The organism is Proteus vulgaris (assembly GCF_016647575.1).
Lineage (GTDB): Bacteria > Pseudomonadota > Gammaproteobacteria > Enterobacterales > Enterobacteriaceae > Proteus > Proteus mirabilis_B.
On record NZ_CP032663.1, the window covers coordinates 1,234,689 to 1,247,619 of the forward strand.

A 12,931-nucleotide genomic window follows, 5' to 3' on the forward strand; every position below is an offset into this window, starting at 1 on the left:
CGTTAGTTGTTCTATTATTCTTTATAAATCAATGGGTAATCTGTTTTAAGGAGAAGGGATGAAACAGGTAGTCTACGTAGCAAGTCCAGAGAGTCAGCAAATCCATGTTTATGCATTAAACACTGAAGGTGAGATGGATTTATTGCAGGTTGTTGAGGTTGCAGGGCAAGTACAACCGATGATTGCGAGTGCAGATGGAAAATACCTTTATGTAGGTATTCGTCCTCATTTTAGTGTGGTGACATTTGCGATTGCTGTCGATGGTCAATTAGAACAAAAGGCTATCACTTCCATTCCAAGTACTCCTGTTCATTTATGTTTAGATAAAACAGGGCGTTTCTTATTTGTTCCTTCCTATCATCAAGGCAATTTGGCTGTTTTACCTATTAATGAGATGGGGGTCCCTCAATCACCTATTCAAATTATTGAAGGATTAAATAAGCCTCATTCATCTAATATCGATTGGAATAATAAACAACTGATTGTTCCTTGCTTAGGTGAAGATCATATTCGTTTATTTAATTTATCAGAAGACGGTCATTTAACAGAAGCGGGCACTGAAGAGCTAACAACCGCACAAAATGCAGGCCCTCGTCATATGGCATTTCATCCTAATGGGGATGTGTTTTATTGCCTTAATGAATTAGATGCGACAATCAATGTATACCGTCATATGGGGGATTTATATCGTTTAATGCAAACGGTCGATATCGTCCCAGAAACATTTAACAGTACCCGTTGGGCGTCAGATATTCATATCACTCCTGATGGTCGTTTCCTTTATGCGAGCGAGCGCTCAGAAAGCTTTATTTGTGCGATGGCAATTTCAGAGGCGGGCGATTACCTGCAACCTGTGGGTTATTACCCAACGCAAATACAGCCTCGTGGTTTTAATCTTGATAACACAGGTAATTACCTGATTTCTTGTGGTCAAAAATCAGATTTTGCTTCTGTTTCTCGTATTGATAAACACACTGGTGCATTAACTGAATTAGCCTGTTACCCAGTAGGCAAAGGCGCAATGTGGGTTACCGTTGTGACGAAATAACTGTCGTAGTATAAAAACTACTGTGAACCTCTAGCAGAATATTACCTTGCTAGAGGTTTATTTTTATGAAAGGTTTATGAGAGATTAACCACTTTTTCAATAGCTTGAGTGAGTTTTGAGAGGCTTGCTGGTGGCATAATAAACGGTGGCATAATATAAATCAGTTTGCCAAAAGGTCTGATCCAAACTCCTTCATCAACAAAGATTTTTTGTAATTTTGCCATATTGACGGGCTCGTTCATTTCGACCACACCAATCGCCCCTAAAACCCGTACATCTTTAACACTTTTAACCTGTTTTAACGGTAATAGCTCGCGTTTTAGTTGTTTTTCAATTTCTGCAACTTGGTTTATCCAATCGCCTTTTGCTAATAGAGATAAACTGGCATCAGCAACAGCACAAGCCAAAGGATTTCCCATATAAGTAGGGCCATGCATAAAGCATCCCGCATCACCTTGGCTGATAGTTTCTGCAATATGGCGTGTAGTTAAAGTGGCTGATAAAGTCATATATCCACCTGTTAATGCTTTACCTACACACATTATATCTGGCGATATTTCAGCATGTTCACAGGCAAACAGCTTACCTGTTCGACCAAAACCAGTGGCTATTTCATCTGCAATTAATAACACATCAAATTCATTACACAGGGCTCTTGCGTGTTTTAAATATTGAGGATGATAAATTCGCATTCCACCCGCACCTTGAACAATCGGTTCAAGCATAACGGCAGCAATTTCTTGATGATGTTGCTCTAATGTTGAGCGTAATGAGTTGATATCAGCCGGCTCCCATTCTTCATAAAAACCTGTTTTTGGTGCATCCACAAAGAGATGATTAGGCAAGTAACCTTTGTACAGACTGTGCATGGAATTATCCGGATCACACACTGACATAGCACCAAAGGTATCGCCATGATAACCCTGTTTTAACGCCACAATACGTTGACGTTTTTCACCTTTAGCCTGCCAATATTGCAATGCCATTTTCAGCGCGACTTCAACGGCAACTGAACCCGAATCCGCTAGAAATATGCATTCGAGAGGTTCTGGTGTTATCGCTAATAATTTTCGACAAAGTGATATTGCTGGTGGATGAGTAATGCCGCCAAACATCACATGAGACATATTGCTTAGCTGTGTGGTGACGGCATTATTGAGTTCTGGGTGATTATATCCATGAATTGCAGCCCACCATGAAGACATTCCATCAATCAATTTTCTACCATCAGCCAAGACTAATTCAACGCCTTTTGCACTGACGATAGGGTAAGCAGGCAACGGATTACTCATCGAAGTGTATGGGTGCCAAATGTGTCGTAAATCGAAAGCGATATCTTCAGGTGTCATTATATTTTTCACTTAATCATGTAAACCAATGGTGATCAATTTTAGTTGACATGATAACCCTATTATTTAAACTGGCAATCACTTTTAAAAAGGAGATTGTATTGTGAGCGCACTAAAACGTTGGACACTAAAAGAAGCCAGAGCACTGTTTGATATGCCATTTTTAGATTTGGTTTTTCAGGCACAACAAGTTCATCGTCAACATTTTGACCCTTCTCAAATCCAAGTGAGTACGTTGCTTTCTATTAAAACAGGGGCTTGTCCTGAAGATTGTAAATATTGTGCTCAAAGCGCGCGGTATAAAACGGGATTAGAAAAAGAGCGCTTAATGGAAGTGCAGCAAGTGATTGAATCTGCGAAAAAAGCTAAAGCAGCAGGTTCAACACGTTTTTGTATGGGAGCCGCATGGAAAAATCCTCATGAACGCGATATGCCTTACCTTGAGCAAATGGTTAAAGAAGTTAAAGCGCTGGGTATGGAAACCTGCATGACACTTGGCAAATTAGATGATTCACAAGCCAACCGCTTAGCAGATGCTGGGTTGGATTTTTATAACCACAACCTTGATACCTCACCTGAATTTTACGGCAGTATTGTGACGACACGTACCTATCAAGATCGCTTAGATACGCTTGATAAAGTACGTAATGCTGGCATTAAAGTGTGTTCTGGCGGAATTTTAGGGTTAGGCGAGGAAGTTAAAGACAGAGCTGCAATGTTAGTGCAATTAGCTAATTTGCCACAGCCTCCTGAAAGTGTGCCGATCAATATGCTTGCCAAAATAAAAGGGACACCACTTGCAGATAATGAAGATGTCGACCCTTTTGATTTTATTCGCACTATCGCCGTTGCCCGTATCATGATGCCACGCTCTTATGTGCGTCTTTCTGCTGGACGTGAGCAAATGAGTGAACAAACACAAGCATTTTGCTTTATGGCCGGCGCTAACTCTATTTTCTATGGTTGTAAATTATTAACGACAACGAATCCAACCGAAGACAAAGATCACCAGTTATTCCGTAAATTAGGCTTAAATCCTGAACGATTAGCAGTATCTATGGGTGACAATCAGCAAGAAGAAGCTTTGATACAAGCTGTTGCCAATAAAGACACTGAACAATTTTACAATGCGGCACTGTAATGAGCTGGCAAACCTATTTAGATGAACAACTTAATGCGCGTAGAAATACGCCATTATGGCGAAAACGCAAAGTGATCAAACAAGCGGATGGGCGTTTTTTGATCACCATTTCAGATGAAAAATACCTTAATTTTTCAGGCAATGATTATTTAGGCATCAGCCAGCATGCAGACGTTATTAAAGCATGGCAACAAGGTGCCGATGAATACGGTGTAGGTAGCGGTGGATCAGGGCATATCACAGGATTTACACAAGCTCATGAGCAATTAGAACAGCACCTTGCAGATTGGTTAGGTTACGATAATGCACTGTTATTTTCATCCGGTTACAGTGCTAATCAAGGTGTCATTTCGGCATTACTTGAAAAAGACGATGCAATTATTGCAGATAAACTTTGTCATGCTTCACTAATGGAAGCCGCAGTATTATCACCCGCGACATTATGGCGATTTTTACATAATTCTCCTGATTCTTTATCTCAACGACTAAATAAAACGTCAGCTAATAAAACCTTTGTGGTAACAGAAGGGGTATTTAGTATGGATGGAGATAAAGCACCATTAAGAGAAATAGCAACAATAAGCCAAAAACATCATGCATGGTTAATGGTTGATGATGCGCATGGTATTGGTGTTTTAGGTAAAGAAGGCCGAGGCAGTTGTGATGAAGCAGGGATTAAACCTGAAATATTAGTAGTCACTTTTGGTAAAGCGTTTGGTGTCAGCGGGGCGGCTGTGCTTTGTAATAAACTAACCGCAGAGTTTTTCGAACAATATGCTCGTCACCTTATTTACAGTACATCAATGCCACCGGCACAAGCTATAGCCTTAAATTCTGCTCTAAATGTTATTAAGCAAGCGGATAATGAGCGAGAATATCTTCAACAATTAATTGATACTTTTCGCCAAGGTGTAATTTCACTTCCGGTTAAATTATTACCTTCAAAAACCGCTATTCAGCCATTAGTTATTGGTGATGAACAATTGTGCCAAACACTTTCAGATTATCTGCAATCTAAAGGACTTTGGGTAAAAGCAATTTTCCCACCTACCGTACCTCCTCAAAGTGCACGTTTACGAATAACGTTAACTACTCGCCATCATCTTTCAGATATTAAGCTGTTAATCGAGACGCTTCATGCTTTCTTCAGTCAAAACAGATAAACAACGTATAGCTCAAACCTTTGGTAAAGCCGCTGTTCATTACGATAATCACGCTAATATTCAGCGCTACAGTGGCAATAAATTAATGGATTTAGCGCATCATGATAGTGGCAATATTGTGTTAGATGCTGGATGTGGAACAGGATATTTCAGCCAAAAATGGAAACAGCAAGGCAAGTTTGTTATTGCACTGGATTTGTCACACTCCATGCTACAGGTGGCAAAACAACAACAGCGAGCTGATGGTTACTTACAAAGTGATATCGAACATTGCGCGATTGCACCACAAAGTGTGGACATTGTATTTAGTAATTTAGCGATGCAATGGTGTGAGGATTTATCTGGTGCTATTAAAACATTAATGAATACAGTCAATGTAAAAGGTGCACTTTATTTCTCAACACTCACTACATTGACACTGCAAGAAGTCAGAGATGCTTGGCAATCTCTTGATAAACACCCTCATGTAAATCCTTTTTTATCGCTTCACGATATTGAGAAAGCGTGTCGTGGTTTTCATTGTCAATTTTCTACTGAAACTGTCACAGAACAATACGACTCATTACATGCGCTCTTTGCTTCTTTGAAGGGGGTTGGTGCTAATTTTGTGCAGGGTGATCGACAAAAAGGGTTAATGACACGACAGAAATTTCGTGCACTAGAAAATGTGTGGAAAACAGAATCAGGTAAATATTTACTTACCTATCAAATTGTTATAGGAAAAATATCACATGGCTAAGACATGGTTTTTAACAGGTACCGATACAGAAGTAGGGAAAACCGTGGTAAGTAGCGCTCTATTACAATGTGCGGCGCATCAAGGGTATCAAACTGCGGGCTATAAACCAGTTGCTTCGGGAAGTGAGTGGCTAAATGAAGGTTTACGTAATTCAGATGCACTCACATTGCAAAAATTCAGTACGGTAAAATTAGATTATCAGCGTGTTAACCCTTACTGTTTTGAAACTCCTACATCGCCCCATATTGTTAGCCAAGAAATGAGCCAGCCTATTGATTTTGATGTGATGTCAGAAGGGTTGTCTTACTTAAAACAGCAAGCCGATTGGGTTTTAGTCGAAGGGGCAGGTGGTTGGTTTACGCCATTATCAGAAAACCAATTTTTCTCTGATTGGGTTATCAATGAAAAGCTACCTGTTATTTTGACTGTAGGTGTTAAATTGGGTTGCATTAATCATGCGTTATTAACGCAACAAGCAATTATTCAGTCTGGTTTAACATTGGCGGGTTGGGTTGCGAATGAAGTTGAGCCAGCAGGGCGATATCAGAAAGAGTATCTGGCAACATTAAAACAGCATATTAAAGCGCCATTCTTAGGCAAAATACCCTATTTAAACGAAGTAAAAGAGCATGATTTTACTCCTTACCTCGATCTTTCCTGTTTAAAACTAAGTTGATAGGTCGTTATTAAGTAAATTATAAAAGTCTATTTTTTATACCAATAAAAAAATAAAAAAAATAAATTTCGTCAATTTTGGGGGATATTTTAAGGTGGAAAAAAAGACGTAACCTACCGAGAGATAACAACTTTGTGTAGTTATCCACTATTCCTGTGGATAACCTTGTGTATTACCATTATAAAAATACTCTGAATAGAGAGAATACAAGGCATTGCTAAAGATTGGCGTTATTCTCAACTTTTATTTTTAATTCTTATATATCAATTAATTAAATAAAATCAATAGAGCGAATGGTGTCAGTGTGTCTCTTTGAATAATTCACAAAAAAGGGGGTTGCTTTTTGAAAAAATTCCAGTTCCAAAACTGGGGATAACTTATGCTAATTATTCAGACAAATTTTATGAGATAGAGATTGAAGCTGGATTTTTATCCAGTATTATAAGGAGTGTCAGCGAGGAGAAGAAAATATGAGCAAAGATTTTAAACTGCATTCTGAATTTAAACCGGGTGGTGATCAACCTGCCGCTATTGCCTCACTTTGTGAAGGATTAGATGATGGTCTTGCTCATCAAACTCTTTTAGGGGTAACAGGCTCAGGAAAAACCTTTACGATTGCCAATGTGATTGCCAATCTAAATCGTCCGACTATGGTGTTGGCGCCAAATAAAACATTGGCAGCACAGCTTTATAGTGAAATGAAAGAATTCTTCCCTGAAAATGCAGTGGAATACTTTGTTTCTTATTATGATTATTATCAGCCTGAAGCGTATGTTCCAAGCTCTGATACCTTTATTGAAAAAGATGCTTCTGTTAACGAACATATCGAACAAATGCGTCTATCAGCCACTAAAGCCTTGCTAGAACGTAAAGACGTTATTGTTGTGTCATCGGTTTCTGCTATCTACGGTTTGGGTGATCCTGATAGCTATTTAAAAATGATGCTTCATCTGACTAACGGCATGATAATCGACCAACGTGCCATTTTACGTCGCCTTGCTGATTTACAATATACTCGCAATGATCAAGCCTTCCAGCGCGGTACATTTCGTGTTCGTGGCGAAGTGATTGATATCTTTCCTGCTGAATCTGATGATTATGCATTACGTGTTGAGCTCTTTGATGAGGAAGTCGAACGTCTTTCACTGTTTGACCCTTTAACTGGGCAAATTCACTACAATGTGCCTCGTTTTACTGTTTACCCCAAAACGCACTATGTCACCCCGCGTGAGCGTATTCTTGAAGCGATGGAAGAAATTAAAAAAGAACTCGCAGATAGACGCAAAGTGCTTTTAGCTAACGATAAACTGGTTGAAGAGCAACGCGTGACACAGCGTACTCAATTTGACCTCGAAATGATGAATGAATTGGGGTATTGCTCTGGTATCGAAAACTATTCCCGCTATTTGTCAGGGAGAGGTCCCGGTGAACCACCTCCAACTCTATTTGATTACCTTCCTGCTAACGGTTTATTAGTGATTGATGAATCACACGTTACTATCCCTCAAATTGGTGGAATGTATAAAGGCGACCGCTCCCGTAAAGAAACCTTAGTTGAATATGGCTTCCGTTTACCTTCTGCGCTTGATAACCGTCCATTACGTTTTGAAGAGTTTGAGGCATTAGCACCACAAACAATTTATGTTTCAGCGACGCCGGGTAAATATGAGCTTGAAAAATCGGGTAATGAAATTGTTGAGCAAGTTGTAAGACCAACAGGTTTACTTGATCCCATTGTCGAAGTGCGACCTGTTGCCACTCAAGTCGATGATTTACTTTCTGAAATTCGTATTCGTGCGGCAAAAAATGAACGTGTGCTGGTGACAACACTGACAAAACGAATGGCTGAAGATTTAACGGAATATCTTGAAGAGCATGGCGAGCGTGTTCGTTATTTACACTCTGATATCGATACTGTTGAACGTGTCGAAATTATTCGTGATTTGCGCCTCGGTGAGTTTGATGTCTTAGTGGGTATCAACTTACTTCGAGAAGGTTTGGATATGCCTGAAGTCTCTTTGGTGGCGATTTTAGACGCTGATAAAGAGGGCTTCTTACGTTCAGAGCGCTCATTGATTCAGACAATTGGTCGTGCCGCTCGTAACCTTGAAGGTAAAGCGATTCTATATGGCGATAAAATTACTGATTCAATGGCGAGAGCCATCAGTGAAACAGAACGCCGTCGTGAGAAACAGCAACAATTTAACCTTGAGCATGGCATTGTGCCTAAAGGGTTAAATAAGAAAGTGGGCGATATCCTTAAGATTGGTCAGCCTTCTCAAGGACGTAATAAGAAAGGGCATAAGGCAGCGGATATTCATGAAAATTATCCATTGCTATCAACGGCTGAATTGGAAAAAGAGATCCAACGCTTAGAAGCTGAAATGTATCAATATGCAAAAGATCTTGAATTTGAGAAAGCAGCAAGCACTCGTGATAAGTTGCAGGCATTACGCGCTCAGTTTATTGCTAACTCTTGATCAGAGAAATTAAGTTCATAAATTGATAAAGGGATATCCGTATTTTTACAGGGATTATCCCTTTTTATCTTCTATCTTCCATTTTTTGCCTTATTTGATATTCCCTTAATGGCGTTCAACTGTTTAAATACCACAACAAACAAAGCGTCAATTATTTACAAAGATAAAAAAGACATTAAGGACAGTGAATGAGTGGTTATGTTTATGCAGGGTTTCCCAGCTCTGCAGGGGTAATTCTTGGTGTTATTCTTCTTATTATGCTTTTTAAATGGCTACGCAAATTTGCTGTACAAGATAGTGAGTTGCAAAAACCATCAACAGCAGGGCAGGAGCCCATTTTATCTGAAGCAGAAAATACGTCAGGTCAGTTGTTGCCCAATGAATGGGGTTTATATGTTGCAGCGCCTTATGCCGCAATGAATGAGTGGGCATATAACGAATACGATCAAGGTAAAGATGATGGTGGACTATCAGCAGGTTGGGGAATTAACGACCGTTGGGATTTAGTCTATCAACTATTTTGGTTGCTTACTCAAGGTCACACCAATGATTTTTATCAGCTACGTGACCAAATTTTAGATGGCAAAGAAGACGATGTTCAATCATTAAAAAATGACATTTTGCTTTCTGAGTTAACTGAACACGATAAAAATGAGCGTTTATGGCAAATCGATATGATGAGCACAAATCGCATGAATATCCAAAATGTGAAATATCTAATTTGGGATCTCTGTCGTTTTAACAAGCTCTGTTTAGAAGGTTGCCAACAAGGTTATATTACTCAACAAGAAGCCCAAACATGGTCATTAATGAGCGCATCAATGTTGCGTCGAATTTATGATGGTTGGGAAGATATGTGGAGAAACTTTATTGCTGCTCGTTGGTTTTGGGCGAGTGGTGATCAAGACTGGGTATCTTCTCATCAAGCTTTTACGGATGTAATACAAAATATTCTAAATGCTGAAGATACACTGGCAACAGAAGAGAATTGGATCATGGATTTACCGCCATTAGATTTAATGTCGTTTTCTCGTACTGTTGCAGGCCTTGGTCTGATGAAAAATGATGTACCAATGACACTTGATGAAATTGAAGAAGCAATTAGTCAGCGTATTACATTAAAACAGCTTAATAGCTAATAACGCGCTGAAAACCAATAGCGATATTGCTTTTTACCAACAAAAAACCGCACTTGCTGTTTATAGCAGATGCGGTTTTTTTAATGGAAATAGGTAGTTAAATTCTATTTAACGGCTTGAGCTGATGCATTACGTTGCCCTAACTGTTGCAACGTTAACTCAATAGCTTTACCTAATAGATGGCGGTCGTGACGATAAGGAATATCTTTGGCTTCCAATTGCGCTTGTACAATTAATCGACCTTTCATCGATTCATATTGAGTTTCAGGGCTAATGATCACCGCGTCTATTGTTTGTAAACCAATATAGTTCTCCATCATGGCGATTTTATCAGACATCGTCATACTGGCAGCGGCAGGGCTTAGCTCTTTGCCTAAATTACCAATGTAAATCGTTGTTGCACTGCTACGGCGCAATGCTTGTGCCAGTTCTGGCAGTAATAACAGAGGCATTAAGCTGGTAAAAAAACTACCCGGACCAATTAAGATCAAGTCTGCTTGTTCAATCGCTTCAATGGCTTCTCGAGTAGTCGGAACTTTAGGGTAGAGATCAAGCTTTTGGGGGATCTTAGGTAAAATATCAACATTGACCTCACCATAAATCTCATTTCCTTGGTCGTCTATCGCCATAAGGTCAACGGCTTGTTCAGACATAGGAATAAGGTGAGCATTCACTCTTAATAATCCACGAATAAGATTAATGGCTTCCAAAGGGCGAACACTTAAGTTATCGAGTGCTTTAAGCATTAGATTACCTAAATTATGCCCAGCCAGTTCTCCGGTACCAGAAAAACGGTATTCAAACATCGCAGAAGCAACGGAAGGCTCTGTAATTAACTGATTAATACAGTTGCGCATATCTCCCCACGCAATACCGCCTTCTTCTTGGCGAATACGGCCAGTAGAACCGCCATTGTCTGTTGTTGTAACAATACCAGTAAGACGAGAGCCTAAGTAGGAGAGTGCTGAAAGCACACGTCCAAGGCCATGACCACCACCAAGGGCAACAACACGATCTAAATCACTTAGCGTGCGATTTCGCATATTTGTTCTACTCATCTTTAAAAATTTGCCGCTAATTTATCACAATTAAATTTTAAGCCTATGATCACGACGTGATTTCATCACATTCCTAGTTTAATTTTACTTTTGATAGCCTAATATTTAATCAATGAAAGTGTTTTTACTTATGTTATTAGAGTGACTAAAGTGTCGTAAGTCGTTGTATTATAAATTATATAGCGAAAACATTGTTCGCTTTTTGAAAAATTAGCAGGTAGAATCCACAATAAATATATAGGTATTAGAAACCTGTGAAAAACAGGTAAAGATTAACTCCTAGCCTTAACGTCTAAGTCGTGTGTTTACAAGATATGATGTTCTGGCCGTGACGAAACAAGTCACCAGGGTGCAAGGTAGAAATGCCAGCATCTCCCGATTTGGAAAGGTGTTACTATGCAACAACTCGTTGATGCGTTTTCCCGCAAATTTTTCTATTTACGTCTTTCAATTACAGACGTGTGTAATTTTCGTTGTACTTATTGCCTACCTAATGGTTATAAGCCTAACGGTCATAAATCATTTCTTTCGTTAGATGAAATCAGCAGACTGACACAATCTTTTGCCGCATTAGGGACAGAAAAAATTCGCCTAACAGGTGGCGAGCCTACAATGCGTCGTGATTTTACTGATATTATCGCAACCATTAAAGACAATGCGTCTATCAAAAAAATTGCAGTAACAACCAATGGCTATCGTTTATCTCGAGATGTTGCCCAATGGCGTGATGCGGGTTTAAGTGCAATTAATGTGAGTGTTGATAGCCTCGATCCTCGTCAATTCCATGCTATTACTGGGCAAGATAAATTTAGCCAAGTGATGGAAGGGATTGATGCTGCATTTACTGCGGGTTTCGAAAAAGTAAAAGTTAACGTTGTGCTAATGCGCAATGTGAATGATAAAAACCTCCCTGATTTTCTTAATTGGATCAAAGACAGACCTATCCAACTGCGCTTTATCGAATTAATGGAAACTGGTGACGGTAGTGATATTTTCAACCGCTTTCATTTATCTGGTGAAGTTATTCGCCAACGCTTACTTAATGAAGGTTGGTTACAAATTCCTCGCGCTCGTAGTGACGGGCCTGCTCAAGTATTTACCCATCCTGATTATCAAGGTGAAATTGGTCTTATCATGCCTTATGAAAAAGACTTTTGTTTAACTTGTAACCGTTTACGCGTTTCCGCTATTGGTAATCTCCATCTTTGCCTATTTGGTGAAAATGGTATTCCTCTACGCGACTTACTTGCTGATGATAGTCAACAAGAAGCATTACAACAGCGTATTCAGGGTGGTCTTCTTCATAAACGAGAAACCCATTTTCTTCATCAAGGCGATAGCGGTATTACACCGAACTTATCTGTTATTGGTGGATAGTTTTTCGCTCTGTTATTTCGTTAATTTCAGGAGTTGTGCATGTCTCAACTAACTCATATTAATGCTGCCGGTGAAGCTCACATGGTGGATGTTAGCGCTAAAGCTGAAACAGTGCGAGAAGCGCGTGCTGAAGCCTTTGTTGAAATGTCAGCAGAAACATTAAGCATGATCACCGAAGGCAAACACCATAAAGGTGACGTATTTGCAACGGCAAGAATTGCAGGTATTCAAGCCGCAAAAAGAACATGGGAATTAATCCCGTTATGCCATCCGCTGTTATTAACTAAAGTCGAAGTACGTTTAGAAGCACTCACTGAATCTAACCGTGTACGCATTGAGTCTGTTTGTCGTTTAACGGGTAAAACAGGCGTTGAAATGGAAGCATTAACTGCGGCATCAGTAGCAGCATTGACCATTTATGATATGTGCAAAGCTGTTCAAAAAGATATGGTGATTGGGCCTGTACGTTTATTAGAAAAAACAGGTGGCAAATCTGGTCACTTTAAGGTGGAAGCATGATTAAAGTTCTCTTTTTTGCTCAAGTTCGTGAATTAGTCGGCGTTGATTCTCTTGAGTTAGATTGTGAATACCACACAGTAGATGATTTACGTAAAGCATTAATCACCAAAGGTGAACGTTGGTCACTCGCATTAGAAGATGGCAAGTTACTCTCTGCGGTAAACCAATCCTTTGTTCAAGGCTCCCACGTTATTAATGATGGTGATGAAATCGCCTTTTTCCCACCTGTTACAGGAGGATAA

General features: G+C 39.6%; 12 protein-coding genes and 1 riboswitch. Of the genes, 10 read left to right on the forward strand and 2 right to left on the reverse strand.

Annotated elements, in window-relative coordinates; translation table 11 throughout:
- Nucleotides 1-58 precede the first annotated feature (58 nt).
- Nucleotides 59-1,048: a 6-phosphogluconolactonase gene (pgl, locus tag D7029_RS05670; protein WP_194952077.1), complete on the forward strand. Its 990-nt coding sequence runs from the start codon at nt 59-61 to the stop codon at nt 1,046-1,048.
- Between the two features lie 74 nt (nt 1,049-1,122).
- Here the strand turns inward: pgl and bioA are convergent, their stop codons facing one another.
- On the reverse strand, nt 1,123-2,397 hold the full coding sequence (gene bioA, locus D7029_RS05675) for an adenosylmethionine--8-amino-7-oxononanoate transaminase (RefSeq protein WP_194952078.1): 1,275 nt from the start codon (nt 2,395-2,397) through the stop codon (nt 1,123-1,125).
- A gap of 103 nt (nt 2,398-2,500) precedes the next feature.
- Between bioA and bioB the strand changes: the two genes are divergently transcribed.
- The 6 genes from bioB to D7029_RS05705 all read left to right on the forward strand — a co-directional run bounded on the left by bioB (nt 2,501) and on the right by D7029_RS05705 (nt 9,735).
- Complete coding sequence (bioB, locus tag D7029_RS05680) at nt 2,501-3,538, forward strand: biotin synthase BioB (RefSeq protein WP_098943836.1); 1,038 nt, start codon at nt 2,501-2,503, stop codon at nt 3,536-3,538.
- Entirely contained in the window at nt 3,538-4,701 is a 1,164-nt protein-coding gene (bioF, locus tag D7029_RS05685) for an 8-amino-7-oxononanoate synthase (RefSeq protein ID WP_194952079.1), read from the forward strand. The genes bioB and bioF overlap by 1 nt, the downstream gene beginning before the upstream one ends.
- Nucleotides 4,676-5,440, forward strand: coding sequence for a malonyl-ACP O-methyltransferase BioC (gene bioC / locus D7029_RS05690; RefSeq protein WP_194952080.1), 765 nt, complete (start codon nt 4,676-4,678; stop codon nt 5,438-5,440). Before bioF ends, bioC begins: the two co-directional genes overlap by 26 nt.
- On the forward strand, nt 5,433-6,116 hold the full coding sequence (gene bioD / locus D7029_RS05695) for a dethiobiotin synthase (protein ID WP_194952081.1): 684 nt from the start codon (nt 5,433-5,435) through the stop codon (nt 6,114-6,116). The genes bioC and bioD overlap by 8 nt, the downstream gene beginning before the upstream one ends.
- A 470-nt stretch (nt 6,117-6,586) precedes the next feature.
- Nucleotides 6,587-8,596, forward strand: coding sequence for an excinuclease ABC subunit UvrB (uvrB, locus tag D7029_RS05700; protein WP_194952082.1), 2,010 nt, complete (start codon nt 6,587-6,589; stop codon nt 8,594-8,596).
- A gap of 188 nt (nt 8,597-8,784) precedes the next feature.
- Nucleotides 8,785-9,735 (forward strand): DUF1266 domain-containing protein, encoded by a 951-nt coding sequence (locus D7029_RS05705; RefSeq protein WP_194952083.1) that lies wholly within the window; start codon nt 8,785-8,787, stop codon nt 9,733-9,735.
- Nucleotides 9,736-9,839: 104 nt separating this feature from the next.
- Here D7029_RS05705 and yvcK read toward each other — a convergent pair whose 3' ends face one another.
- Nucleotides 9,840-10,778: a uridine diphosphate-N-acetylglucosamine-binding protein YvcK gene (yvcK, locus tag D7029_RS05710; protein WP_088493380.1), complete on the reverse strand. Its 939-nt coding sequence runs from the start codon at nt 10,776-10,778 to the stop codon at nt 9,840-9,842.
- Nucleotides 10,779-11,057: 279 nt separating this feature from the next.
- Nucleotides 11,058-11,200: riboswitch (molybdenum cofactor riboswitch) on the forward strand.
- On the opposite strand from yvcK, the gene moaA reads away from it, so the two are divergent.
- The 3 genes from moaA to moaD all read left to right on the forward strand — a co-directional run bounded on the left by moaA (nt 11,190) and on the right by moaD (nt 12,931).
- Nucleotides 11,190-12,170, forward strand: a complete 981-nt coding sequence (moaA, locus tag D7029_RS05715; protein WP_194952084.1) for a GTP 3',8-cyclase MoaA — start codon at nt 11,190-11,192, stop codon at nt 12,168-12,170. Its footprint overlaps the riboswitch before it by 11 nt.
- A 39-nt stretch (nt 12,171-12,209) precedes the next feature.
- The gene (moaC, locus tag D7029_RS05720) at nt 12,210-12,689 is read left to right on the forward strand and encodes a cyclic pyranopterin monophosphate synthase MoaC (protein ID WP_072062889.1); all 480 of its coding nucleotides are present in this window, start codon (nt 12,210-12,212) and stop codon (nt 12,687-12,689) included.
- A complete protein-coding gene (gene moaD / locus D7029_RS05725) occupies nt 12,686-12,931 on the forward strand; it encodes a molybdopterin synthase sulfur carrier subunit (RefSeq protein ID WP_023581222.1) in 246 nt (81 codons plus the stop codon). The genes moaC and moaD overlap by 4 nt, the downstream gene beginning before the upstream one ends.